The sequence below is a fragment of the Tatumella citrea genome (genome assembly GCF_002163585.1).
In the GTDB taxonomy this organism is placed as follows: domain Bacteria; phylum Pseudomonadota; class Gammaproteobacteria; order Enterobacterales; family Enterobacteriaceae; genus Tatumella; species Tatumella citrea.
Map to the genome: position 1 here is coordinate 4230463 of NZ_CP015579.1, position 24718 is coordinate 4255180.

General features: G+C 48.4%; 22 protein-coding genes. 12 read left to right on the forward strand and 10 right to left on the reverse strand.

Annotated features, from left to right (window positions below; translation table 11 throughout):
- Positions 1-67: 67 nt before the first annotated feature.
- The 6 genes from priA to rraA all read left to right on the forward strand — a co-directional run bounded on the left by priA (position 68) and on the right by rraA (position 7527).
- The gene (gene priA / locus A7K98_RS20025; RefSeq protein ID WP_087490116.1) at positions 68-2263 is read left to right on the forward strand and encodes a primosomal protein N'; all 2196 of its coding nucleotides are present in this window, start codon (positions 68-70) and stop codon (positions 2261-2263) included.
- 162 nt (positions 2264-2425) lie between these two features.
- Positions 2426-3454, forward strand: a complete 1029-nt coding sequence (cytR, locus tag A7K98_RS20030) for a DNA-binding transcriptional regulator CytR (RefSeq protein WP_407703092.1) — start codon at positions 2426-2428, stop codon at positions 3452-3454.
- A gap of 158 nt (positions 3455-3612) precedes the next feature.
- Positions 3613-4719, forward strand: coding sequence for a cell division protein FtsN (ftsN, locus tag A7K98_RS20035; protein WP_087490117.1), 1107 nt, complete (start codon positions 3613-3615; stop codon positions 4717-4719).
- An 87-nt stretch (positions 4720-4806) separates the two neighbouring features.
- On the forward strand, positions 4807-5337 hold the full coding sequence (hslV, locus tag A7K98_RS20040) for an ATP-dependent protease subunit HslV (protein WP_087490118.1): 531 nt from the start codon (positions 4807-4809) through the stop codon (positions 5335-5337).
- An 11-nt stretch (positions 5338-5348) separates the two neighbouring features.
- Complete coding sequence (hslU, locus tag A7K98_RS20045) at positions 5349-6680, forward strand: HslU--HslV peptidase ATPase subunit (RefSeq protein ID WP_087490119.1); 1332 nt, start codon at positions 5349-5351, stop codon at positions 6678-6680.
- 319 nt (positions 6681-6999) lie between these two features.
- Entirely contained in the window at positions 7000-7527 is a 528-nt protein-coding gene (gene rraA / locus A7K98_RS20050; protein WP_087490617.1) for a ribonuclease E activity regulator RraA, read from the forward strand.
- Between the two features lie 57 nt (positions 7528-7584).
- On the opposite strand, the gene zapB is transcribed toward rraA, so the two are convergent.
- Positions 7585-7824: a cell division protein ZapB gene (zapB, locus tag A7K98_RS20055; protein WP_038015920.1), complete on the reverse strand. Its 240-nt coding sequence runs from the start codon at positions 7822-7824 to the stop codon at positions 7585-7587.
- Positions 7825-8247: 423 nt separating this feature from the next.
- Between zapB and A7K98_RS20060 the strand changes: the two genes are divergently transcribed.
- The 3 genes from A7K98_RS20060 to glpX all read left to right on the forward strand — a co-directional run bounded on the left by A7K98_RS20060 (position 8248) and on the right by glpX (position 11744).
- On the forward strand, positions 8248-9099 hold the full coding sequence (locus tag A7K98_RS20060) for an MIP/aquaporin family protein (protein ID WP_087490120.1): 852 nt from the start codon (positions 8248-8250) through the stop codon (positions 9097-9099).
- A 30-nt stretch (positions 9100-9129) separates the two neighbouring features.
- Positions 9130-10647, forward strand: coding sequence for a glycerol kinase GlpK (gene glpK, locus A7K98_RS20065; RefSeq protein ID WP_087490121.1), 1518 nt, complete (start codon positions 9130-9132; stop codon positions 10645-10647).
- A 98-nt stretch (positions 10648-10745) separates the two neighbouring features.
- A complete protein-coding gene (gene glpX, locus A7K98_RS20070) occupies positions 10746-11744 on the forward strand; it encodes a class II fructose-bisphosphatase (RefSeq protein ID WP_087490122.1) in 999 nt (332 codons plus the stop codon).
- On the opposite strand, the gene emrD is transcribed toward glpX, so the two are convergent.
- Entirely contained in the window at positions 11741-12934 is a 1194-nt protein-coding gene (emrD, locus tag A7K98_RS20075; protein ID WP_087490123.1) for a multidrug efflux MFS transporter EmrD, read from the reverse strand. The genes glpX and emrD overlap by 4 nt on opposite strands.
- 299 nt (positions 12935-13233) lie before the next feature.
- Between emrD and fpr the strand changes: the two genes are divergently transcribed.
- From fpr to tpiA, 3 genes are all read left to right on the forward strand, one after another.
- The gene (gene fpr / locus A7K98_RS20080) at positions 13234-13980 is read left to right on the forward strand and encodes a ferredoxin--NADP(+) reductase (protein ID WP_087490124.1); all 747 of its coding nucleotides are present in this window, start codon (positions 13234-13236) and stop codon (positions 13978-13980) included.
- Positions 13981-14088: 108 nt separating this feature from the next.
- Positions 14089-14670 carry a DUF1454 family protein gene (locus A7K98_RS20085; RefSeq protein WP_087490125.1) on the forward strand — a complete coding sequence of 194 codons (582 nt, stop codon included), beginning with the start codon at positions 14089-14091 and terminating at the stop codon, positions 14668-14670.
- A gap of 120 nt (positions 14671-14790) precedes the next feature.
- Positions 14791-15561, forward strand: coding sequence for a triose-phosphate isomerase (gene tpiA, locus A7K98_RS20090; RefSeq protein ID WP_087490126.1), 771 nt, complete (start codon positions 14791-14793; stop codon positions 15559-15561).
- Positions 15562-15566: 5 nt separating this feature from the next.
- On the opposite strand, the gene A7K98_RS20095 is transcribed toward tpiA, so the two are convergent.
- The 8 genes from A7K98_RS20095 to A7K98_RS20130 all read right to left on the reverse strand — a co-directional run bounded on the left by A7K98_RS20095 (position 15567) and on the right by A7K98_RS20130 (position 24556).
- Positions 15567-16358: a CDP-diacylglycerol diphosphatase gene (locus tag A7K98_RS20095; RefSeq protein ID WP_087490618.1), complete on the reverse strand. Its 792-nt coding sequence runs from the start codon at positions 16356-16358 to the stop codon at positions 15567-15569.
- A gap of 71 nt (positions 16359-16429) precedes the next feature.
- Complete coding sequence (locus A7K98_RS20100; RefSeq protein ID WP_087490127.1) at positions 16430-17419, reverse strand: sulfate ABC transporter substrate-binding protein; 990 nt, start codon at positions 17417-17419, stop codon at positions 16430-16432.
- A gap of 147 nt (positions 17420-17566) precedes the next feature.
- Entirely contained in the window at positions 17567-18529 is a 963-nt protein-coding gene (gene pfkA, locus A7K98_RS20105; RefSeq protein ID WP_087490128.1) for a 6-phosphofructokinase, read from the reverse strand.
- 199 nt (positions 18530-18728) lie between these two features.
- Positions 18729-19631 (reverse strand): CDF family cation-efflux transporter FieF, encoded by a 903-nt coding sequence (gene fieF, locus A7K98_RS20110; RefSeq protein WP_087490129.1) that lies wholly within the window; start codon positions 19629-19631, stop codon positions 18729-18731.
- Positions 19632-19754: 123 nt separating this feature from the next.
- Complete coding sequence (locus A7K98_RS20115) at positions 19755-20279, reverse strand: fimbrial protein (RefSeq protein WP_087490130.1); 525 nt, start codon at positions 20277-20279, stop codon at positions 19755-19757.
- Positions 20280-20290: 11 nt separating this feature from the next.
- Positions 20291-21121, reverse strand: coding sequence for a fimbrial protein (locus A7K98_RS20120; RefSeq protein WP_157666029.1), 831 nt, complete (start codon positions 21119-21121; stop codon positions 20291-20293).
- A 71-nt stretch (positions 21122-21192) separates the two neighbouring features.
- Complete coding sequence (locus A7K98_RS20125; protein ID WP_232461572.1) at positions 21193-23802, reverse strand: fimbrial biogenesis usher protein; 2610 nt, start codon at positions 23800-23802, stop codon at positions 21193-21195.
- 28 nt (positions 23803-23830) lie between these two features.
- Complete coding sequence (locus A7K98_RS20130) at positions 23831-24556, reverse strand: fimbria/pilus periplasmic chaperone (protein ID WP_087490132.1); 726 nt, start codon at positions 24554-24556, stop codon at positions 23831-23833.
- Positions 24557-24718 lie beyond the last annotated feature (162 nt).

The window sequence follows — 24718 nt, forward strand, 5'->3', positions numbered from 1 at the left end:
TAAATTCACCATGTCAGTGATGAGCTCCACCGTGTACACTACGCTTTTTACCCTCCGGAGTTACTGAATGCCCGTCATTAAGGTTGCACTGCCTGTTCCTCTGCCGAAACTGTTTGATTATCTCGCCCCCGAAGGCGAAGTGCCTGTCACCGGCAGCAGAGTCAGTGTGCCCTTTGGTCCCCGAAAAATGACGGGAATTGTGCATTCCATTACCGCACATAGTGAGTTGTCAGAGACACAACTGAAAGCCATTGATGCTGTCATTGACTGGGAAACTCTGTTCCCTGATTCATTGTGGAAACTGCTTAACTGGGCTGCGGATTACTATCATTACCCGCCGGGAGAAGTCTTTTTTCATGCATTACCGGTTCTGCTTCGTCAGGGGCGTCCTGCGCAGCCGCCCTCCATATGGCAATGGTCTGTTACTGAACAGGGACTATCTACTTCACCTGAATCCCTGAAACGGTCAGAGAAACAGCAACGGGCACTTGCCGCATTACGTCATGCCCCTCTGCAACGCCATGAACTTAGTCAGCATGATCTGAACGATGCTGTCCTGCAGGCATTACGCAAAAAAGGGATCTGTGAACTAACAGAAATCCAACCCCCGCTAACCGACTGGCGTGCCGAATACCGGGTTAAGGGGGAACGTTTGCGACTGAACACCGAACAGGCTACAGCTGTAGGTGCCATCCGCAGTCTGGATAATCAGTACGCAGCCTGGCTGCTGGCAGGAATTACCGGTTCAGGGAAAACTGAAGTTTATCTCAGTGTACTGGAAAACATTCTGGCTGAAGGTCGGCAGGCATTAGTGCTGGTGCCGGAAATTGGTCTGACACCACAAACCATTGCCCGTTTTCGGGAACGTTTTAACGCTCCGGTCGATGTGCTGCATTCTGCACTGAACGACAGTGAAAGGCTAAATGTCTGGTTGCGGGCCAGCAGAGGCGAATCTGCGATTGTAATTGGTACCCGCTCAGCACTGTTTACCCCACTGGCCAGACCCGGCATTATCATTATTGATGAAGAGCATGACAGCTCCTATAAACAGCAGGAAGGGTGGCGTTATCATGCCCGTGATCTGGCAGTGTTCCGGGCACACCAGGAAAATATCCCGATCGTACTGGGATCGGCCACCCCTGCGCTGGAAACCTTGCATAATGTCAGTACCGGCAAATATCGCCAGTTGACCCTGACGAAACGAGCCGGCAATGCCCGACCTGCGTTACAACAAATTATCGATCTGAAAGGTGTCCGTTTGCAGTCCGGGCTCTCACCTTTACTTATCAATAAAATGCGCCAGCATCTCCAGGCGAATAATCAGGTTCTTTTGTTTCTGAACCGACGCGGATATGCTCCGGCCCTGCTTTGCCATGATTGCGGTTGGCTGGCGGAGTGCCAGCGTTGCGAACATTACTATACCTTTCATCAGCAGCAGCGCCAGTTGCGTTGCCATCACTGTGACAGCCAGCGTCCTTTGCCATATCAGTGCCCGCAGTGCGGTTCTACCCACCTGATGCCCGTCGGCATGGGGACTGAACAACTTGAAGAACAACTGAAGACACTGTTTCCTGCTATTCCGATCACCCGGGTTGATCGCGATACCACCAGCCGCAAGGGAACCCTTGAACAGCACCTTGAAGATATCCATCAGGGAGGTGCGAGAATTCTGGCTGGTACCCAGATGCTGGCCAAAGGGCACCATTTCCCGGATGTCACCCTGGTGGCACTACTGGATGTCGATGGTGCGCTGTTTTCCGCTGATTTCCGGGCGGCAGAACGTTTTGCCCAACTATATGTTCAGGTAGCCGGACGGGCAGGACGAGCCGGAAAGCAAGGTGAGGTGGTACTGCAAACTCATCACCCGGAGCATCCGTTATTGCATACCCTGCTGTACAAAGGCTATTTTTCCTTTGCCAGCGAGACGTTACAGGAACGGCGCCAGGTTAGCCTGCCGCCGTTTTCCAGCCATGCGCTGTTCCGGGCTGAAGATTCTGATAACCAGCAGGCGGAACAGTTTCTGTTACAACTGCGCAATTTGCTGGAGGCCAGCCCGCTGAAAGATGAACATTGCTGGATTATGGGGCCGGTACCGGCACTTCAGTCGAAAAGAAATGGGCGCTGGCGCTGGCAATTATTAGTGCAGCACTCATCAAGAAAGCAGCTGCAGCGCATACTGAGCCATACTCTGCCGCTGTTCTCTACGCTGCCGGCACTAAAAAAAGTAAAATGGACGCTGGATATCGATCCCACTGAGAACTGATCACGCGCCTGATTTGCGTAACAACACGAAAATACTGCGTTAAATAACCGGATTATTGCAAATCTGATATCAGCGGCCACAGATAATCTGCTAACAATAAGAGATATCGTGGTGTACGCTCACCGCCTTGCTAATGACTAACTTAATGCCGGAGTTTGTGTCTTGGAACAGAATTCACTACCGGGCCGCGCCACAATGAAAGACGTTGCCGAAAAAGCAGGTGTCTCAACAGCAACCGTATCACGTGCTCTGGCATCTCCGGATAAAGTTTCCGCCATGGCCCGCATGAAAGTGATGCAGGCTATCAGTGAGCTGGGATATGCCCCGGAATTGCTTCCCCGCCATCAGCGCAAAAATGATTCTCAGACGCTGCTTATCCTGGTCCCCGATATTTGTGATCCGTTTTTCCATGAAATGATTCGGGGCATTGAAGTCACAGCAGCTGCCGAAGGATATCTGGTATTAATTGGCGATTGTGCGCATCAGGATATGCAGGAAGTCGGTTTTCTGGACCGGATTCTGACCCGTCAGATAGACGGGCTGTTATTACTGGGGTCACAGGTCCCGCCTTTACAGGAACTGGTTCACCGGGATCAGTTACCACCGCTGGTTATGGCAAACGAATTCTCAGCTGATCTTGAATACCCAACGGTACATATCGACAACCTGACATCTGCTTTTAACGCGGTGAATTATCTGCTGGATACCGGATTGAACCGGATAGCCTGTATTACAGGTCCTGATACTATTTCTCACTGCCGTTACCGGCGTCAGGGATATATCCAGGCACTACAGCGCCATAATATAGAAATTAATCCTCATTACCTGGAGCGTGGTGATTTCTCTTTCGATTCTGGTGCTGAAGCCCTGACCCGCCTGATGAAGTTATCTTCTCCTCCTGAGGCTGTCTTTTGCCATAATGACCGGATGGCACTTGGCGTATTACATCAGGCTGCAAAAATGGGCATCAGAGTTCCGCAACAGCTGTCGGTGATTGGTTTTGATGATATTGACGCGGCACAATACAGCCATCCGCCTCTGACAACGATTTCCCAGCCAAGATTTGATATTGGCCGGGAGGCGGCTACATTACTAATGGAAATTATCCGTGGTGAGCGAATTAATGGTGGTTCCCGTTTACTGGAAGCCAGGCTGCAGGTACGACAGTCAACCTTAATCCCGGCTAAATAGAAGCCTCAGCTCTACTTTCGGTGATTTTCAGGTATTTTCTCAGGCAGAGTTTACTGGTCAAAGTTCATCCCCTTGAGTAAACTGGAACAGTTATTGCCATTGAATAGATAACCGGGCGGTTCGCCCGCCAGGCTGATTGATAAATTATCGGAACGAATGTGGCACAAAAAGACTATGTAGGCCGCGGGCGTTCAACAGGGACGCAGCGCAAAAAGAACTCTCCACGGAGCAAGAAGAGCAAAAATAGCTCAGGATTACCCAAACTGATGATCGTTGTGGCCGTCGCCGTACTGGTCGCGTTTATCGGTGGTTTATGGTTTATTGCTCATCATAAAAAAGAAGAGTTGCAGGAAGTCATGCCGCATAAGAATGCCGGCAACGGTTTACCTCCAAAACCAGAAGAGCGCTGGAAATATATCAAAGAGCTGGAAAACAGCCAGACAACAGTGCCTCAGCCTACTGAGCCTTCCGCAGGTGGCGAAATCAAATCGCAAACTCAGTTAACTGATGAACAACGTCAGTTACTGGAACAAATGGCCGCCGACATGCGCCAGCAGCCGATCCAGCTCAATGAAGTTCCGTGGAACCAACAAACCCCGGCGCAAAAACAGCAGACGTTACGCCAGCAGGCAGCCACCCGTCAGCAACAACAGAATTATCAACAACAGCAAAGTTACCAGCAGCCACCAACGTATCAACAGCCGCAGAATTATCAGCAACAGCCTGATAATCAGCAGCAGTTGTTGCAGGCCCAACAAGCTGAACGTCAGCGGCTTGAAAGGCAACAACGCCTTGAGCGTCAGCAACAAGCTGAGAAACAGCGCCAGGCGGAAAGGCAGCAGCAACTTCAGGCAGAAAGACAGCAAAGACTGGAAAGACAACAACAGGCTCAGCAACAAACCGCACAGCAACCAGTGGTTCGTCATCCTGCTGCTGCCCCGGCTCCGGCTCCGGCTCCGGCGCCTGTGGCACCTCGTACCAGCCAGCCAGCACCGGTTACCCACGAGACACCTAAGCCAGCGGCTACCGCGGCTTCCGGTAAGCGCTGGATGATCCAGTGTGGTTCATTTAAAGGTAGTGAACAGGCTGAGGCGGTTCGTGCATCTCTGGCTTTTGAAGGTTTTGAAAGCCGAACCACCACCGGAGGCGGCTGGAATCGTGTCGTTATCGGGCCTTATTCAGACCGATCCAAAGTTGACAGTGTGGTTAAACAACTCCGTAGTTCTGGTCATACAAACTGTATAACTCTCTCCCTGGGGGGTTGAAAGCCTTAACCCCCCGCCCCATATATCCCCTTATGTGACTCCGCGCACCGCGCGGAGTGTTTTTCTTTCTCTAAAAAGGGGTGGCCCGTGACAACGATTGTAAGTGTTCGACGCAATGGCCAGGTAGTGATTGGCGGTGACGGCCAGGCTACTCTTGGTAATACAGTAATGAAGGGTAACGTTAAGAAAGTACGCCGTCTGTACAATGACAAGGTCATTGCCGGTTTTGCCGGAGGTACTGCGGATGCCTTTACCCTGTTTGAACTGTTTGAACGTAAGCTGGAAATGCATCAGGGACATCTGGTTAAAGCCGCAGTAGAGCTGGCAAAAGACTGGCGTACCGATCGGATGCTACGTCGCCTTGAAGCTCTATTGGCAGTTGCTGACGAGAATGCCTCGTTAATTATCAGTGGTAATGGTGATGTCATTCAGCCCGAAAATGATTTGATCGCTATCGGGTCTGGCGGACCATATGCACAGGCAGCAGCGCGTGCTCTGCTGGAAAACAGCGAACTCAGTGCCCGGGAAATTACCGAAAAAGCGCTGGATATCGCGGGTGATATTTGCATTTATACCAACCACAACGTCACTATCGAAGAACTGACGTCCAGGACGTAAGGATTTTTAATATGTCTGAAATGACTCCCCGCGAAATAGTAAGCGAACTGAATAAGTTCATCATCGGTCAGGATGGCGCCAAGCGTGCCGTTTCTATCGCTCTGCGTAACCGCTGGCGTCGGATGCAGCTCGAAGCTGAGCTGCGTCACGAAGTGACTCCGAAAAATATTCTGATGATCGGCCCGACCGGGGTGGGTAAAACAGAAATTGCCCGCCGTCTGGCGAAGCTGGCCAACGCACCGTTTATCAAAGTAGAAGCCACCAAATTCACCGAAGTGGGTTATGTCGGTAAAGAAGTGGATTCGATTATCCGTGATTTAACTGATGCAGCAATAAAAATGGTCCGCAGCCAGGCCATCGAGCGTAATAAGTCCCGTGCTGAAGAACAGGCCGAAGAACGTATTCTCGATGTACTGATTCCTCCAGCTAAAAATAACTGGGGTCAGGCAGAAACCAGCAATGAACCTTCCGCTGCACGCCAGTCATTCCGCAAGAAATTGCGTGAAGGACAGCTGGATGACAAAGAAATTGAAATTGATCTGGCAGCTTCCCCTATGGATGTCGAAATTATGGCACCTCCGGGCATGGAAGAAATGACCAGCCAGTTGCAATCCATGTTCCAGAATCTGGGTGGGCAAAAGCAGAAGGCCCGCAAGCTGAAGATCAAAGACGCACTTAAGCTACTGATCGAAGAAGAAGCAGCCAAACTGGTGAATCCGGAAGAACTGAAGCAGGAAGCCATCGAAGCTGTTGAACAGCATGGTATTGTTTTCATTGATGAAATAGACAAGATCTGTAAGCGTGGGCAGTCTTCTGGCCCGGATGTTTCCCGGGAAGGTGTGCAGCGTGATTTACTGCCATTAGTTGAAGGCTGTACGGTGTCGACAAAACATGGCATGGTCAAAACTGACCATATCCTGTTTATCGCTTCCGGCGCATTCCAGATTGCCAGCCCGTCAGACCTGATACCAGAACTGCAGGGTCGTTTACCAATCCGCGTAGAGTTACAGGCGCTGACGGTCAACGATTTTGAACGTATCCTGACAGAACCAAGTGCTTCAGTGACTGTTCAGTACAAGGCGTTAATGGCTACTGAAGGTGTCAATGTAGAATTCAGCGAAGATGGTATTCGCCGGATTGCTGAGGCCGCATGGCAGGTAAATGAATCGACAGAAAACATCGGGGCACGTCGCCTGTACACCGTGCTGGAAAAACTGATGGAAGATATTTCCTTCGATGCCAGCGATCGTCCCGGAGAGTCTGTAACTATCGATGCTGACTATGTCAGCAGCCACCTGGACAAACTGGTTGCCGATGAAGACCTGAGTCGTTTTATTCTGTAACTGAGCATTTGCTGTTGGTTTCCGGCTGTCTGACTTTCAGTTAAGGCAGCCGGATAACCGCTTTGTTTGACCAGGATTAATATCCCCTGCCCTGTATTTCACTAGACTGATCCCCGTCCTAATCGCTGTTTTTCCCGAAACTCAACTCCGGTGGTAAAAATCTGTCTCCGGTACCATGACTCCGCGTCTCAGTGGCAATAAAAGTGACTGTTTTGCATTCGTCCAGCGACACAGTCAGCACAGCAATCGAGGCTTTTTTGCTATCCCTGGAAAGAACGCGATATACTTTAACCACCTCTGGCAAACAGATGATACCGCTATGAAATACGATACCTCCGAACTTTGTGATATTTACCATGAAGAAGTGAATGTAGTTGAGCCTTTGTTTTCTAACTTTGGTGGACGCACGTCTTTTGGTGGTCAGATAACAACGGTCAAATGTTTTGAAGATAATGGCCTGCTTTACGACGTACTTGAAGAGAACGGGCTTGGCCGGGTGCTGGTCGTTGACGGGGGTGGTTCTGTTCGTCGCGCACTGATTGACGCCCAACTGGCGCAACTGGCAACACAGAGTGAATGGGAAGGTATCGTGGTGTATGGATCAGTTCGTCAGGTTGATGAACTTGAGGAACTCGATATCGGTATTCAGGCGATGGCCGCCATTCCTGTTGGTGCCGCAGGGGAAGGCATCGGTGAAAGTGATATCAGGGTTAATTTTGGAGGCGTCACTTTTTTCTCGGGTGATTATCTCTATGCCGATAATACCGGCATCATTCTGTCAGAAAACCCGCTTGCTCTCGAAGAAGATGAAGACGAAGAAGAAGACGACGACGACGACGAAGAGTAGTTCTGGCAGTCAACCGGGTGCTATTGCACCCGGTTCTGGTTTAATTCTGTAGCAGAATTAAACCTCATCCATTTTTCCCAGCAGTGCACGCAGGCGTTCCTGCCACTGTTGTTGTTCTTCTTTTAACTGCTGATTTTCACGGGTAAGTGAATCGTGGTTACCAGCAACCTGTAACGCTTCCTGTTTCAGCGTATTGTTTTGTTCTTTCAGTTCTTCAATTTCCATCTGTAACAGGGTGATAGTATCAATCGCCTGCTGTACTTTAGCTTCCAGTTTTTCGAACATTTCAAATGACATTTATATAACCTCTCCTATATCGCAAGGCGTTGATGTGCCAGCTACGATTCTGACAAGCCCTGTAAAAAATCCTGTAGCTGACTACGATAACACGATTGTATGAAGCCTGATCACGCAAGTCCAGTGACCTGGCGATTTCCGGAGCAGTCTGTAACACTTTTCGTTACGGGCGACGCGTCTTCCCCTGCCAGCTTCCCGTTTTTCACCCGCAATGGAGAGCAAAATGTTCACCTGCAAAGACAAACCGGCAACAAAATACGCGATTTCGCTCATTTTTTTTGACACGGCACACAAATTTCAATTTCGGTATTTATCGTTTTTGCTCGTTAACGATAAATTTAAATCAACCCTACAAGAAAGTCGGGGGACTCAGGGAATGAGTACATAACACCGATAAATTTAACCTCTCTTAAGGAATTAACCATGAGTCAAACAACTAACACGCTCACAGGCCAGTGCATTGCTGAATTTATAGGTACCGGTTTGATTCTGTTCTTTGGTGCCGGCTGTGTTGCAGCTTTAAAAGTGGCCGGAGCCAGCTTCGGACAGTGGGAAATCTGTATCGTCTGGGGACTTGCAGTTTCAATGGGTGTTTATGTCAGCGCCGGTATCTCCGGAGCTCACCTGAATCCAGCAGTCACTGTCGCCCTGTGCCTGTTTGGTAACTTTGAAGGCCGTAAAGTCGTCCCTTATATCATTGCACAGGTCGCTGGTGCTTTCTGTGCCGCAGCGCTTGTCTACGCTCTGTACCGTAACCTGTTTATCGACTTCGAGCAGGCTCACCAGATGGTTCGCGGTAGTGCAGACAGTCTGAGCCTGGCCGGAGTGTTTTCTACTTATCCGAACCCTCATATCAGTGTGCCACAAGCATTCCTGGTTGAAACAGTCATTACCGCAGTATTAATGGGCGTCATCATGGCGTTGACGGATGATGGTAATGGCTTACCGCGTGGACCTTTAGCTCCACTGCTGATCGGTTTGCTGGTTGCGGTTATTGGGGCAGCAATGGGTCCACTGACCGGATTTGCCCTGAACCCTGCCCGTGACTTTGGACCGAAAATGTTTACTGCTCTGGCTGGCTGGGGAAAAATTGCCTTCACCGGTGGCCAGGATATCCCTTATTTCCTCGTCCCAATTTTTGGACCGCTGATCGGTGCATGCGTCGGAGCATTTATCTATCGGAATTTCATCGGCCGCTACTTGCCGGTAAACCTTCCTGCACCAGCGAATGAAAAAGAACAGCCACTGTCACGCTCAGAACAGCATAAAGCGTAAACTTAATAACGAATTCATCAGGAACAGATCATGACTAACGCTGAAAACAAATACATTGTTGCACTGGACCAGGGAACCACCAGCTCACGAGCGGTAGTACTGGATCACGATGCAAATATTATCGCGGTTTCACAACGTGAATTTACTCAGCACTATCCTAAAACAGGCTGGGTTGAGCATGACCCGATGGATATCTGGGCAACCCAGAGTTCAACTCTGGTAGAAGTACTGGCACACGCCGATATTCGTTCTGATCAGATTGCGGCGATTGGTATTACTAACCAGCGTGAAACCACCATCGTCTGGGATAAGAAAACCGGCAAGCCTGTCTATAACGCAATTGTCTGGCAGGACCCACGCACCGCTGACTACTGCTCAAAACTGAAAAAAGAAGGTCTTGAAGAATATATTCAGAAGACGACCGGGCTTGTGATTAACCCTTACTTCTCCGGAACCAAAATAAAATGGATTCTGGACAATGTGGAAGGTGCCCGGGATCGAGCCAAACGTGGGGAACTGTTATTTGGTACCGTTGACACCTGGCTGGTCTGGAAAATGACTCAGGGTCGTGTGCATGTTACCGACTTTACCAATGCTTCACGTACCATGATATTTGATATTCACAATCTGAAGTGGGATGACCGTATGCTGGACATCCTTGATATTCCACGTGAAATGCTGCCAGAAGTTAAAGCATCTTCTGAAGTTTACGGGCAGACAAACATCGGTGGTAAAGGCGGAACCCGTATTCCGATCGCCGGGATCGCTGGTGATCAGCAGGCGGCTTTATACGGCCAGCTCTGTGTGCAACCAGGTATGGCGAAGAATACGTATGGTACCGGCTGCTTTATGTTAATGAATACCGGTACAGAAGCAGTAGCTTCTACTCATGGCCTGCTGACAACAATTGCCTGCGGTCCACGGGGTGAAGTTAACTATGCGCTGGAAGGTGCAGTCTTTATTGGCGGTGCTTCCATTCAATGGCTGCGTGATGAGATGAAACTGTTCTCTGAAGCTTTAGACTCTGAATATTTCGCCACCAAAGTAAAAGACTCTAACGGGGTTTATATGGTGCCGGCATTTACCGGTTTAGGCGCTCCGTACTGGGACCCATATGCCCGTGGAGCAATTTTTGGCCTGACCCGCGGAACCAATGCTAACCATATTATCCGCGCTACTCTGGAATCTATTGCCTACCAGACTCGCGACGTGCTGGAAGCAATGCAGAATGATGCGAATACCCGTCTGCAGTCATTGCGGGTAGATGGTGGCGCTGTGGCGAATAATTTCCTGATGCAATTCCAGTCCGATATTCTCGGAACACGGGTTGAGCGTCCGGAAGTTCGTGAAGTCACCGCTCTTGGAGCTGCCTATCTGGCCGGGCTGGCAGTTGGATTCTGGAAAGATCTGGATGAAGTCCGTTCGAAAGCGGTTATTGAGCGCGAGTTCCGCCCTTCAATCGAAACGACTGAACGTAACTTCCGTTATGCCGGCTGGAAAAAAGCTGTTTCCCGCGCCCTGCGCTGGGAAGATGAAAACGAACAATAAGCTATCTCCTCTGCCCGTCGCCAGACGGGCAGAGGCCAATTTCTGAACTCCTGCCTTGTGTTACACTAGCCTCCCTTTTCTTCCCGGTAAGACAGACTATGAAACGAGAACTTGCCCTCGAATTTTCACGGGTGACCGAAGCAGCAGCACTGGCCGGACATGCCTGGCTTGGGCGCGGTGATAAAAACCTTGCTGACGGCGCAGCGGTTAATGCAATGCGGGTTTTGCTCAACACCCTGGATATTCGTGGTCGTATTGTGATTGGTGAAGGTGAGATTGATGAAGCTCCAATGCTCTACATCGGAGAGCAGGTAGGCAGCGGTCAGGGTGATGCTGTAGATATCGCCGTTGACCCGATCGAAGGCACACGAATGACTGCGATGGGCCAGTCAAATGCGCTAACAGTGATGGCTGTCGGGAATAAAGGTAGCTTTCTGCATGCTCCTGACATGTATATGGAAAAACTGGTCACAGGCCCGCAGGCCAAAGGATGCATCGACCTCAACCAACCACTTGAAGCCAATCTACAGGCTGTCAGCCAGGCACTGAATAAGCCACTGTCTGAACTTACCGTGGCTGTATTAGCCAAACCCCGACACGACCATATTATTGCACAGCTTCATCAGGCTGGAATTAAAGTCTATGCATTCCCTGACGGAGATGTGGCTGCATCCATTCTGACCTGCATGCCGGACAGCGATGTGGACGTAATGTACGGTATTGGCGGTGCACCGGAAGGCGTGATTTCTGCCGCAGTCATCCGCGCGTTAGGGGGTGATATGCAGGGTCGGTTACTGCCAAGACACAAGGTCAAAGAAGACTCGGCGGAAAACCGCAGGCTTGGAGAGCAGGAAATTGCACGCTGTACAGAGATGGGGATTGAAGCCGGTGAACGGCTAACTCTGGAGCAAATGGTCAGTGATGATGACGTCATTTTCTCTGCAACGGGCATCACTGATGGCGATTTGCTTAAAGGAATTACCCGTAAAGGAAATATAGCCACCAGTGAAACATTATTAATTCGCGGAAAAACGGGAACTGTCCGGCGGATCCAGTCGATACATCGACTGGATCGTAAAACATCGCTACAGTTCTAGCCTGCGACAATCTGGTGGTCACTTTCACGCTGTCTGGAAAGAGACCACCAGCACAGCAACATAAGTACCGCAGTCATAAACATTAGCATTCCAAGGCTAAACTGATCATTTTGCGGTAGCTTTGCTGATAACCAGGCGACTCCCCCGGACCCCAGATTTTGTAAGCCGCCAATCAGTGCGCCGGCACTACCTGCCACCCAGGCATAAGGCTCCATTGCACCTGAAGTCGCCAGAGGAAACAGCATTCCTGCTCCGAAGAAATAGAGTGCTGCAGGTATCAGTAATGTCCAGATATTCATTACATGGAACCAGCCAGGAATCCACATCAGTACCCCTGCCAGCAGGCAGCTACTGACACCAAGCCACATCAGGCGTTGCCAGTCGCCTTCACTACGACGAACGTACCACGCCCCGAAAAATGCCGCAGGAATAGGCAGAATAAACAACATGCTGACGGTAAAACGGCTCAGCCCCAATACTCCACCCATAAGTACCCCACAACTGGCCTCAAACACAGCGATACCCGCCAGTGCGCCAATCAAAATCACCAGATAGCGAAGAAATGCAGCATCACGTAGTAACAGCGAATAGCGGGATAAAAATGGCCGGGGGGCAACAGTTTCCGGCCGGGTTTCTGGTAACCGACAGGCAATCACCACCGTCACCAGCAGGCAAAGAACCAGAAGGAAAGCAAAACAGGCATGCCATCCCCAAAATTTGGTCAGTACGGCTCCAATCACCGGTGCCAGCAGAGGGCTAATCAGAATTCCCATGTTTAGCACACTGTTTGCTTTACGCAACTGCACCCCGGAATAGATATCCCTTGGTAAGGTGCGAGCCATGACACCAGCGACTCCAGTCCCCATTCCCTGGATGGCACAACCAATGACCAGTTGGTGAATTGTGCCGGCCAGCAATGCCGTCACCGCACCCACACAAAAAATAAACATCCCTCCCAGAATGACCGGGCGCCGGCCAATACTGTCAGAAAGCGGGCCATAGAAAAGCTGAGAAAGACCGTAGGTGATCAGATATGCCGCCATGATGCCCTGAACATTACCGCCGGATACCTGTAACGATGCGGCAATGTCACTCATCGCCGGCACATATACTGTTTGAGCCATTTGCCCCACGGCGACCAATACCACTAACAACAACATTAACGGGGTGTGATTGAGATTCTTTTCCATTTTAGTAACAGTAAATTCTTTTCCATGATTATTAAACAGTGGTATAGGCTAATTCTATAAGAAAAAGCAGCCTAAAATACCATGATTTACCGGCAAAAAATGCCCCTGTTAATAACTTACTGTCGGCCAGATTGTCAGTTTTATTCGCCATATGTGTACATTATTACTGCCAGTCCGTGGCAAATAATGGCACGGGTTTGTCGATACGAGCTTAAGCAGGGTCTGAAGGGTGGAAAATCAGTGCTTCGGCAGAGATGATAATTGAATGTGCTAAACTATTTTTAACTGAGGAGCTCACAATGGCCGATTGGTGTGAAGGTAAAGTCATCGCGGTAACACACTGGACAGATGCTCTTTTCAGCCTGCAGGTAACTGCGCCAGTGAAACCATTTACCGCCGGGCAATTTGCAAAACTGTCACTGGACATCAACGAAGAGCGGGTACAACGAGCCTACTCCTATGTTAATGCCCCTTCAGATAAAACCCTGGAGTTCTATCTGGTTAATGTGCCTGAAGGCAAGCTTAGCCCAGCGCTGCATCGGTTGACGGCCGGAGACTCGATCAGAGTTACCGAAGACGCTGCCGGCTTTTTTGTCTGTGATGAACTACCTGACTGTGAAACGCTGTGGATGCTGTCGACGGGAACGGCAATAGGCCCTTATCTGTCCATTTTACAGCAAGGCGAAGGTCTGGACAGATTTGAGAATATTGTGCTGGTACATGCAGCCCGTTATGCCGCAGATCTGAGTTACCTTCCGCTGATGCAACAGTTACAACAGCAATTCAACGGCAAATTACGCATTCAGACCATTGTCAGCAGAGAGCAAAGCGAAGGCAGCCTGACCGGCCGAATCCCTGACCTGATTGAAAACGGTATGCTGGAACAAGCCACGGGCCTGACAATGTCTGCTGACAACAGTCATATTATGCTGTGCGGTAACCCGCAGATGGTCAGAGATACTCAACAGTTATTAAAACTGACCCGCAATATGAATAAGCATCTGCGCCGTAAACCAGGTCATATCACCAGCGAACATTACTGGTAATATCTGCGCCGGAAATTATGATCCCTGTCTTAATTAAGGTAGGCTGTCATCATCCTCTGCCGAAAAATTGGGTAAGATTATGTCAGTCGTCAGCACAGGGATGCCGGAATGAAACACAGGATATGTCGTTGGTTAGCCTGCTGTATGTTGTTAACGGCAGGTAGTGCTGTGTTTGCCGATCCCCCCACCGCGTCAAAGATTGCTCCCTACGTTCAGCCAGGAGCACCGGTTTTCAGCGATACCATCCCGCAGTTCCGGGAAAAATTCAACACTATGAATCCGGACACGCCGTTACCGGAATACCGTACAGTAGATACCGGTCAGGTGCAGAATACTGTTGTGCTGGCAGTCAGTAAGATCAACGACTCGTTGTATTCATCGACCGCACTCGAACCCGGAACAGGAAAGATAAAATCGCTGCAAATGACCTGGGTCCCCCTCCACGGGGCCGGTGAAAAAGAGTCCAGGGATCTGGCATTTCATTATATGGCCGCTCTTATCCGCTTTTTTTCACCACAACTCACTGAACAAACCAGCGACAGGAAACTCGAATCTCTGCTAAAGGCCGCGAAAATAAACATCCCCTATTTTGATGCCGAAGGCGCATTGCGGTATGTCATCTCAGATCAGGGAGATAAAGGTCTGACGCTGGCGATTGAACCCGTCAGGCTAATGCTGAATAACTCCTGAGCGTCTGACGTTTTATGACGAAAAACAAAGCAGTGATTTTCATTGATCTTTATAATGCTTCACAGACACTATTGCCCGCGGGCAGTAGTATTTTATGAATCGCGTAACGCGGAGGATATGATGCGACATCCATTAGTTATGGGTAACTGGAAGCTGAATGGTAGTAAACATATGACTGACGAGTTGATTGCCGGTCTGCGTAAAGCATTATCAGGTGTGGATGGTTGTGGTGTAGCCATTGCCCCACCCGTTGTTTATCTCGGCCAGGCTAAACATGCCGTTTCTGGCAGTCATATTGCTCTCGGTGCGCAGAACGTTGATGTTAACCTTTCCGGTGCATTTACAGGCGAAGTCTCCGCAGAAATGCTGAAAGATATTGGTGCCAAATACATCATTATCGGTCACTCTGAACGTCGTACTTATCACAAAGAAAGCGATGAACTGATCGCTAAAAAATTCGCTGTCCTTAAAGAAGCTGGCCTGACTCCGGTACTGTGCATTGGTGAAACCGAAGCAGAAAACGAAGCCGGTAAAACTGAAGAAGTCTGTGCCCGCCAGATTGATGCAGTACTGAATACCCAGGGCGCAGAAGCGTTTAAAGATACTGTCATTGCCTATGAACCTGTCTGGGCTATCGGCACTGGTAAATCAGCTACTCCGGCCCAGGCCCAGGCTGTACATAAATTCATCCGTCAGCATATTGCTAAAAAAGACCCTGCGATTGCTGAACAGGTAATCATTCAGTACGGCGGTTCCGTAAATGATAAAAATGCGGCAGAGCTCTTCACTCAGCCTGACATTGACGGTGCGCTGGTAGGTGGTGCGTCACTGAAAGCTGATGCTTTCGCAGTGATTGTTAATGCAGCAGCGGCGGCAAAAAAAGCCGTTTGATTGTGTTATCTGTTCAACGGCGCGCCAGCGCCGTTGTCAGTTTTTAATATTCCGCACTGATGATCCTGTAACTCCTCCGCTGACCCCGTATTACCTTTAAGTAACTGTTTCTTTAAGGCCAGTAATACCAGTCGGCCATCCGGCAGAGCCGTCAGTGCCAGGCCATAATCTCCCATCTGCCCGGCAGCGCCTGGAATTTCATGTGCAATACGCAAAAATACACTCTGCTGATCCAGTTCGGTCATTGTCAGAGTTCTGATCAGATAAGGATGCGAACGCAGAGTCAAAGGTTGCCACTTTTCAGTCAGCCCGGGACTGAGTCTCGCCAGCTGTTGTGCAATATCTGCCCGCAGGCAGGACATGTGTATATGCAGTTGATTTTGCGTCCTTCCTGACTTTGAATTAATCGTCATAGCCAGGTCGCTATCGCGGACTGGCGAATGATTTTTATCAGAGAGTAAATGGCGCTCATGCCAGGCAAGGGCAAAAAAGTTAGCGGTGTGATTTTCGAGTAACCGGGGGCTTTCAATGCCGGTGATCTTACTGACTGGCATCAGCAGATATTGTAATGGTCCGACCCTGTCTTTAAACAGAACATAACCCGCAGACAAATCCACTTTTTCACAGGGCGCCGGCAGGTGGTTTTTTTCCATATTGGGAACACATTGCTGGCTGACAAACTTCCATAAAACATCAGAATGATCTTCAAACCGGTGGGCCAGAAATATTAAAGCTGCCATCAGAATAATCACCGATCCGATGGCCAGCCATAATTTTGCCTTTCCTGAAGATTTCATGAGCCCTGTCATTCCCCGATTAACCTGGCCTCCATGTTACGTTAATCGGGATGAAAGTCACCTGCGATAAATTATGGCTTCATAATCTGGTCGTAAGTACCGCCGTCACTGAAGTGGGTTTTCTGAGCGGCTGTCCAGCCACCAAATTTACCATCGATAGTGAACAGCTTAATTGGCTTAAATTCATTAGCGAATTCTTTTGCCACCGCCGGATCACGCGGACGATAGTAGTTTTCCGCGGCGATTTTTTGCCCTACCGGTGAATAAAGATATTTCAGATAATCTTCAGCTACTTTACGGGTCCCGCGCTCGTCCACCACCTTATCAACGACAGCCACTGTCGGTTCAGCCAGGATAGACTCGCTTGGAGTAATAATTTCAAACTGCTGGTCTTTTAATTTATTTTTGGCCAGATATGCCTCATTTTCCCAGGCAATCAGCACATCGCCCAGTCCGCGTTCAGCAAAGGTATTAGTTGCTCCACGGGCACCGGAATCCTGAACAGTGACATTTTTAAACAGCGCTTTGACAAACGCCTGAGCTTTTTCCTGAGAACCATCGTTATGATCCAGGGCATAACCCCAGGCAGCCAGATAGTTCCAGCGAGCCCCGCCAGACGTTTTAGGGTTAGGTGTGATAATCGAAATGCCTGGTTTGATTAAATCATTCCAGTCATGAATATTCTTGGGGTTGCCTTTGCGTACCAGGAAAACGATTGTTGAAGTATAAGGAGCGGAGTTATCCGGCAGCTTTTTAATCCAGCCCGGGTTAATTCTGCCGCTGTTAGCAATAGCATCAACATCGGACTGCAAAGCCAGTGTCACCACGTCGGCTTTGATACCGTTGATCACCGAAGTTGCCTGTTTTCCTGAACCGCCATGCGACTGGCGGATCACCACATTATCACCAGTTTCCTGCTTATAATGAGCACTAAACGCTTTGTTGTACTGCTCATAAAATTCTCTGGTCGGATCATAAGAGACATTCAGTAACTGAATATCCTTCGCCAGCGTACTGCCGGATACTAAAAGTAATGCTAATCCAACATGCCACTTTTTCATTTTATGCCCCCCTGTTTTATATGCAGGTAGGTTGGCACAATCGTGGAAATAACTTAAAGAACTAAAAAGACGCTTTTATATCACAATTGAATAAAAAAAAGCGGGAGGAGAGACTGTCGGCGAAGATTACGCCGACAGTAAATTCAATCAATACAATCTTTTAGCAGTATCGAGCATATCCTTACGGAAAGGCCGTTTCATATTCTCGATGGCATCAATAATGTCATGGTGTACCATTTTTTCGTTCTGCACACCGACACAACGCCCACCATAACCCTGCAGTAACAGGTCAATGGCATAGGTTCCCATCCGCGAAGCAAGAATACGGTCATAGGCACAGGGTGCACCGCCTCTCTGGATATGTCCCAGAACGGTAGCCCGGGTTTCGCGTCCGGTCTCTTTTTCAATATAGCGAGCCAGTTCACTGGCATCACAAATCAGCTCAGTAATCGCTACAATCGCGTGTTTTTTTCCTTTGGCGATCCCGGCTTTAATCTCTGTCACCAGCTCTTCACGGGTATAAGGGATTTCCGGGACCACAAAAAACTCACATCCACCAGCAATCGCCGCAGACAATGTCAAATCACCACAATGGCGACCCATCACTTCGACGATTGAGATTCGCTGATGGGAAGAAGAGGTATCGCGCAGCCTGTCTATAGCTTCTACCACTGTCTCAAGTGCAGTATGGTAACCGATGGTGTAGTCAGTACCGGCAACATCGTTGTCGATGGTTCCCGGTAGCCCGATACAAGGGAATCCCATCTCGGTCAGTCGTTTGGCTCCCATATAAGAGCCGTCACCACCGATCACTACCAGCGCATCCAGACCGCGTTTCTTCATATTTTCAATAGCAATCTGGCGGGTTGATTCTTCACGGAATTCAGGAAAGCGGGCAGACCCCAGAAATGTCCCACCACGGTTGATCATATCGGAGACACTATAACGGTCCAGGCTTACCATCCGGTCTTCATACAGACCCAGATAACCATCATAGATCCCAAAAACTTCCAGTCCTTCGCCCAGTCCAGCCCGGACCACGCCACGGATAGCCGCATTCATACCAGGGGAATCCCCACCGCTGGTTAATACACCGATTTTTTTGATCATGACAACCTCAGGATAATTTGACGCTAAGGATTAATCTTTTCACTTAACACGACCGCTGTCTGTGCCGACGCCTGCAAATAAGAGCTTATCTTGCTTAATAATATACCAAATGTCCCGGGCAGGATTGATTTAGGTCACTCAACCCCGTGGTTGCGCAATAATAGCGGTTAAACACAACATTGAACATTTGATCTGCAGCCTAAAAGATAAAACGTCCACGCTTTTCTTCTGCTACAGAGGAACATGGGTCCTGATGAATAATGACATCAGCCCCGGGGAAGTGGGTTTTCAATGCCTGTTCCAGATGGTCTGCCCGTTCATGGGCAGTCACTAAAGGCAGGCTGTCATCCATTTCCAGGTGTAACTGAATAAACTTTGTCGGACCAGACTGCCGGGTACGCAGATCGTGAGCACCACGGACTCCCTGCCATCCGGAAACAATGCTAATTATCTGCCGAATCTCATCTTCCGGCAATGCCCTGTCGAGTAATGCCTGAACCGCTTCATAGCCCATTCGTAGTGCACAGATCAGAATATAGATACCAATACCAAAGGCAAACAAGGCATCGGCAAAAGTGAAACCATACCAGCTAAGTGCCAAAGCAATCAGGATGGCACCATTCATCAATACATCAGACTGGTAATGCAACATGTCGGCACGGATAGCCTGGCTGTGCGTTTTTCTGACCACCCGACGTTGGAAATAGACCAGTAACAAGGTTGAAAACAGGGCAATCAGAGTCACGATGATACCGACCAGTGGAGCCCGAAAACTCCCCGGGGTGATAAAATGCTGAATACTGGTCAGAAATAAAAATAGTGCAGAGCCGCTGATAAACATACTCTGTGCCAGAGCCGCCAGTGATTCTGCTTTCCCGTGCCCAAAAGTATGATCATTATCCGCTGGTTGCAGAGAATAGCGAACTACCAGCAAATTAGTTAACGATGCTCCGATATCCACTAAAGAATCGACCAACGCTGCCAGCACACTTACAGAACCGGTATACCACCAGGCGATAATTTTAATGATCAACAACAGTGATGCCAGAACAGTGGCCGCAATGGCTGCAGTAGTTACCAGCTTTGCATAAGTATTTTCCATAATTCTCCCAGCGTTTATCAGCCATCTGCAGAGGATAGTCTACTGCATCTGTACCAGCGATAAACCAGGCTGTCACGGGAAAATGATCTGCACTACCAGCCGGTCAACGGCTGGCGTTGTGTATCAGTTATAATTCAAAGTAAACACCGAACTGGCGTTCGCCTGACCAGCACTAACCTGACTTGCTGTGCTGATATAGCGGGCATAAAAATTAAATCGGGCATTACCGTCTGGATCAGCCGTGACTGGTTTGGATGCATCAGATAGCCCCAGCCGACTCATATCACTATTCAGCAACTCAATGGCAACGTTTTTAGCAGTATCTGTACCGCTATCAATCGCTAATAAATCACTACTCCCATCCGCTATGGCGCCGGTAAAGATAATACTGATGGCGACCGCCGGACAGCCTTCCAGCTGTATTGAAAACGGCTTTTCTGTGGTTACCTTACCTGCGGCCCCATTCAGAGTTGGTGACGGCCAGCTGCCGAGATCTACCGAAAAATTATCACTGCCGGCAGAGGCCGCACAGGTCTGTTCTGTCACATTCCCCCTCAGGACAATATCAGCACTGGCTGTATTGCCCGTCAGCGGAATTAACCCAATCACAGTACAGAACAGCCACTTCAATACATAGTGTATCCTCATCGTTGACGTCCTTAGTCCCAGGAGATATCCAGTAAGGCATGGCTGGTAAAAGTTCCGGCGACCGGTTTCTTCCCGGTCACACTCACCGGGACGGCTTTAATGGTGACAGTCGCTTTGCCTGCACTGTCCAGGGTCAACGGATAGCTCGATGTGGAGGAATTTGGGGTCAGAGGACTGACTGTAGGATCATTTTCTCCGGCACTCATCAAAAAACCGACGTCTTTGTTCGAAGAAACCAGCATGTTCCCCGAAACATTATCCGTAGTCATCCGCAAATATGCCAGTGATGCCTGAGGGGAACTGCAGGAAACATTCAGTGTACGCTGCTGTACTTCGGTTCCGGAAGGTTTTCCGCCTGCACCGGCATTTAAAAATGCCGCTGAAGAAATATCACCAAAATCCATCATGCTATTATCCATGCTCAGGTCACAATTGGTCGGCACGGGAATAGGCGGAATATAACCACCACCGCAAACGCCGGAAGGAATAATACTATACCCCTCTGATGAAGATGTTTTGTTATAGGAGTACAGACAGGCTTTAACCGTCGAACCCGGAGTATTTAACCCAGAGGTTCCACTCACAGTTTTTCCTGCCAGGCTATTAATGACTGAAACCGCAGTATCAGAAGTAAAACTGGCCGGAGTCCCCTGGCTTTGAATAAACCAGTAGTTGTTGCTGCTACCACTGACAGGTCTGACCTGAACTCCGATAGCAATACCACATTTTGACCCATCCCAGCAAAAAGGTCCGGGAAGAATCACCGATGCAGATGCAGTATCAATAACCATTCCATTAGGTCCAAAATACCAGGAAAAGGCATCCAGATTTATGGCACTCACCGCACTCCCCACCCATAAAGAGGACAATATAATCATGAAACACTTTAATTTAACCATCACAACACCTCAGCTTATTTATCGCAGGTGAAATTACGACGAATGATACTTTGTTTTATTTCATCCGCAGAAAGAGCATAACTTACAGAGCAGCTTTCATTATTCCCGCTTCCCCATTTAACTTTCAGCGTTCCCTGCTCACTCAGTCCATTAAGATAAACCTGGCCATTATCACTGATAATACCGGAAGCTCTGCCGTCTGCTTCTGAGACCATAGAACCAAAGGGGATTGGTGACCCATTGTCTTTCTTAATATTGAATAATGCCCTGTAACCTCGCAGAGCATGGAAATCGGCCCGGACCACTGCACCTTTAGTTGGAACAACATTACGCACGTTATCCTGAATATCGGTATGATCATCCAGAGAGTTTAAGTCAAGTGCCACCCGATTATTACGATATGCTGTGGCATAAGGTTGATAAGTATATCCGCGCCAGTCAGTTTTCACTCCGGTCTGATTTTGAATTTTTGCCCCGTCAGCACCAGCCGCTTTTATCAGTACATTCGTCGTACCCAGTGGCTGCCCAAAGGTAATTCCATTACCGTGAACAATTATCCCACCAGATAAACCATAATTCAGACTGTGATAGGTCTGGCTATAATTATAACCCAGGCTCGAGGAACCGTAAGTACCACGATAATTCGTGTTTATCGCACCTGTTTCACCACTTTGTCCACTGTGTCCCTGACTAATGCTATAACTCAGATTACGATCAGCTAACGCTGTACCACCCAGACCTGCATTCCATTGGGTACCCCCACTGGTACTGTGGTTGGCACTGAAAGTAGCGAACATACTATCTATAGCCCGCGCCTTGTAAGAATAGCCACCACTAAATAACGATAATGGAACCGACACGTTGAATGACAACATCCGTTCACTGGTATTCATATCACGTACCTGGTTGTAAGACCAGGCAACGGTATATGAAATACCTTTCCAGCCAGAAGTATATCCCGCCTGATAATATCGATCTTTAGAACTCGTATTCCAGTAGGTTTGCTCTGAGCCGGTAATATATACCGACCCATAATCGCCCAGCCGCTGGTTTATATTAACCTGCAAATTCCCTTTACGGGTATTTCGTAAATTATAATAACCGGAAGGTGTGTTTTTTATACCGTCAGGACCATTATCCAGAGATGAATAGTCATAACCCGACATATTTTTATAGGTCGAGTCACTGAGTGTATAAAATCCACGGGTAGAATAACGATAACCCAGCAATCTGACGGTTGTTCCTAAGGTTTCCATCGATTTTGCGTACAAAAATCTTAACGATTGCCCGGTTCTATGGCTTCCATCACTCAGAGTGGTACCTGACTGAGTAAAATCAAACGATGTAGCCCCCCACTCACCGATATTCACCCCTAAACCCAGGGCAAAAGAATTATAGTGGTTGCTCATCTGGCTTCCGCCATACAGCGTATATCCGTGAGACAGGCCGTATAACAACGTAGCCTGGCTATAAAACGGGTTATCCTGCTCGCTGATACCACTACGAAAACGCCCGACCACTACATCATACTTAACCCGGTTTTCTCGCTGTAATACCGGTACCGTAGAATATGGCTGTACATATTTCTGTACCGTACCGTCTTTTTCTTCAACAGTGACTTCCAGATTTCCACTGGTCATTTGCGGGTTAATATCTTTCAGCTCAAACGGACCCGGTGGGACGTAGGTCTGATAAACCGTATAACCATTCTGCCTGACGACAACTTTGGCATTGGTTTTTGCGACACCACGAACCGTAGGCGCATACCCCTGCATAGAATCCGGGTACATGCTGTCTGAAGAATAGAACCGGATACCACGAAATGAATTGCTGTCGAAAACATCATTTCCGGAATCACTGTCACCCGCCACAAACTGACCTTTCAACGGTATAATATCCCGCTCAATGTAAGTATTAATGTTATTCCACTGCGAATAACTCCCTTCAGAAGATGAATAACGACTCCATGAACTATTGTTTCTGACACGCCATACACCTAAATTCATGCCACTCATCAGGCTCAGGAAGTAAGAATCACCATAAGAGCTTCTGTCACCGTTAAAGTTATAGTTAAACAGTAACGCATTAATGCCTTCATCCCATTGTTCCGGTGGAATGTATCCTCTTTCCGTACCTTTAAGAAATGCCTGCGGGATATTGACGTTTAGTCTCAATTTTTTAACATCAAACTCTGTAGACGACGAAGGCACCACATTGGTGATAAACAGGCATTTTTCACCTGCAGTTTCTTTTTTGAGTGTGTCATCATTCACCATCACCCCAAACCGGGTGAGCCATGAGTTATCCAGGCAGGGTAACAGGCCTTTTTGCCCTTTATTTTTCTCTGCCGATGACTTGTTCGGATAAACAAAATTGATATCACGCGTCATGACAAAATTATCATTCAGGTAAATATCAACGGTATAGGTTCCCGGAGGTACTGATGAACCTGAGTCGATAAACCGGGTAATATCAGCTACTTCTCCCGGATCATCACTCAAAAACTGAGTATTAAAATAAGATTCCGCATGACTTAAAATAGGTGTAGCCAGCAGCATGGCTGTAATGATATTGAGTCCGGACGTCACTGTCCGAATTGCATTATATTTTAATATTTTCATCATCAATGCTCTGGCAATCTCTTATCCGGAATTATTTTTCAGGTGTCGCAGTCATCTGCGCAGAGACAGCACCAAAATCACTGATGGCGCTAAACTTCACCGCTCCGGATGTACCGGCAGGTATTGTTGCTGTTGTGTTACTCATTGGTGAGGCCATAATGGCATCAATACTTTTCCCGCCAACGGTAATATTGACCATATTGACAAAATATGGGGTCGGGTTTTTTATGGTTATTTTGTTGCCCTGTACAGAGTATGTCAGCTTGCCCGGAGCTTGTGAGGAAGCCATCGTCAGTTTTGTCGGACGGACGAAGATTTTAATTCTGGTCAGGATAGCTAACTGAAGCACGTTTTTACCGTCAACGCTTTCTTTGCTGACTTCAGGAATAGCTTTGACGTTCAGCCAGTAAACAGATTCTCTGTCTTTAGGCAGACTGTCATTGACTTTTATGATCCGGATAGTGTTCTCACTATTTTTATCAATTACAAATAAAGGCGGAGTAATAATAAAATCTGACGTTTTCTTCTCATTTTTATCTTCTACCCAGGACTGAACCAGGTAACGGCTTTTCTGATCGGTATTGACTATAGCCAGTGATGTCTGCTTGTCTGATTGATCATAAATTACCCGCGTTGCGCCTAACGAAACACCGCCAGCAGCAAATACGGCCGATGGCAGCAATGCAGTCAGCATCAGCCCGCCAATAACTCCCTTTAAAACTCTCCTTAAACTATGTTTGTTGATATTAATAGGCATTACTTATTTCCTCTGTGGGAACGTCAGACACACCAGGCTGCCGGCAAATACCGGGATCTCTGATATTCATCTGTGTGTTTTAGATAGGTGACCGAAAGTAAAATTATCCGGGCAATAAGATTTCACTATCAATTGCCCGGACAATACGCTACTAGCTTTCTG

What these genes read in the sequence shown, in the direction of transcription:
- rraA (WP_087490617.1), top strand. Translation starts at nt 7,000, where the DNA reads ATGAAATACGATACCTCCGAACTTTGTGATATTTACCATGAAGAAGTG.
- A7K98_RS20095 (WP_087490618.1), bottom strand. Translation starts at nt 16,358, where the DNA reads ATGAAATCTTCAGGAAAGGCAAAATTATGGCTGGCCATCGGATCGGTG.
- fieF (WP_087490129.1), bottom strand. Translation starts at nt 19,631, where the DNA reads ATGGAAAATACTTATGCAAAGCTGGTAACTACTGCAGCCATTGCGGCC.
- A7K98_RS20130 (WP_087490132.1), bottom strand. Translation starts at nt 24,556, where the DNA reads ATGCCTATTAATATCAACAAACATAGTTTAAGGAGAGTTTTAAAGGGA.
- glpX (WP_087490122.1), top strand. Translation starts at nt 10,746, where the DNA reads ATGAAACGAGAACTTGCCCTCGAATTTTCACGGGTGACCGAAGCAGCA.
- A7K98_RS20100 (WP_087490127.1), bottom strand. Translation starts at nt 17,419, where the DNA reads ATGAAAAAGTGGCATGTTGGATTAGCATTACTTTTAGTATCCGGCAGT.
- fpr (WP_087490124.1), top strand. Translation starts at nt 13,234, where the DNA reads ATGGCCGATTGGTGTGAAGGTAAAGTCATCGCGGTAACACACTGGACA.
- emrD (WP_087490123.1), bottom strand. Translation starts at nt 12,934, where the DNA reads ATGGAAAAGAATCTCAATCACACCCCGTTAATGTTGTTGTTAGTGGTA.
- A7K98_RS20115 (WP_087490130.1), bottom strand. Translation starts at nt 20,279, where the DNA reads ATGAGGATACACTATGTATTGAAGTGGCTGTTCTGTACTGTGATTGGG.
- priA (WP_087490116.1), top strand. Translation starts at nt 68, where the DNA reads ATGCCCGTCATTAAGGTTGCACTGCCTGTTCCTCTGCCGAAACTGTTT.
- glpK (WP_087490121.1), top strand. Translation starts at nt 9,130, where the DNA reads ATGACTAACGCTGAAAACAAATACATTGTTGCACTGGACCAGGGAACC.
- tpiA (WP_087490126.1), top strand. Translation starts at nt 14,791, where the DNA reads ATGCGACATCCATTAGTTATGGGTAACTGGAAGCTGAATGGTAGTAAA.
- A7K98_RS20085 (WP_087490125.1), top strand. Translation starts at nt 14,089, where the DNA reads ATGAAACACAGGATATGTCGTTGGTTAGCCTGCTGTATGTTGTTAACG.
- A7K98_RS20125 (WP_232461572.1), bottom strand. Translation starts at nt 23,802, where the DNA reads ATGATGAAAATATTAAAATATAATGCAATTCGGACAGTGACGTCCGGA.
- pfkA (WP_087490128.1), bottom strand. Translation starts at nt 18,529, where the DNA reads ATGATCAAAAAAATCGGTGTATTAACCAGCGGTGGGGATTCCCCTGGT.
- hslU (WP_087490119.1), top strand. Translation starts at nt 5,349, where the DNA reads ATGTCTGAAATGACTCCCCGCGAAATAGTAAGCGAACTGAATAAGTTC.
- A7K98_RS20060 (WP_087490120.1), top strand. Translation starts at nt 8,248, where the DNA reads ATGAGTCAAACAACTAACACGCTCACAGGCCAGTGCATTGCTGAATTT.
- zapB (WP_038015920.1), bottom strand. Translation starts at nt 7,824, where the DNA reads ATGTCATTTGAAATGTTCGAAAAACTGGAAGCTAAAGTACAGCAGGCG.